This is a genomic window from Candidatus Nanopusillus massiliensis, assembly GCF_920984865.1.
This window is the reverse complement of sequence record NZ_OV100765.1, coordinates 475,804-476,037: the sequence shown is the minus strand read 5'-3', so window position 1 is coordinate 476,037 and position 234 is coordinate 475,804. Positions and strand designations below refer to the sequence as shown.

Sequence of the window (234 nt, the reverse complement as noted above, 5' to 3'; positions counted from 1 at the left end):
AAGATATGTAGTTATAACATTAAAAATATCTGCAAGTGATGTTGATGTAGATTTAGAAAAAATAAATGAAAAAGTAAAGGATATAATAAAAAATTTTGGGGGCCAATATTTAGCTCACGAATGCTGGCAATAGCATTTGGATTAAATTCTTTAAATGTTAAATTTTTATATCCAGATCAGGAATTTAAAGAGGAAGAATTATTAAATCAAATAAATAGTATAGAAGGAGTAAGT

Annotated in this window: 1 protein-coding gene (only partly in view); it reads left to right on the top strand. The window is 24.8% G+C overall.

What is annotated here, in order from left to right; genetic code table 11:
• Positions 1-120: 120 nt before the first annotated feature.
• On the top strand, positions 121-234 hold the 5' portion of the coding sequence (locus LUA84_RS03360) for a hypothetical protein (RefSeq protein WP_231434433.1). It continues 39 nt past the right edge of the window; only the first 114 of its 153 coding nucleotides appear in the window; the start codon lies at positions 121-123; its stop codon lies beyond the right edge, outside the window.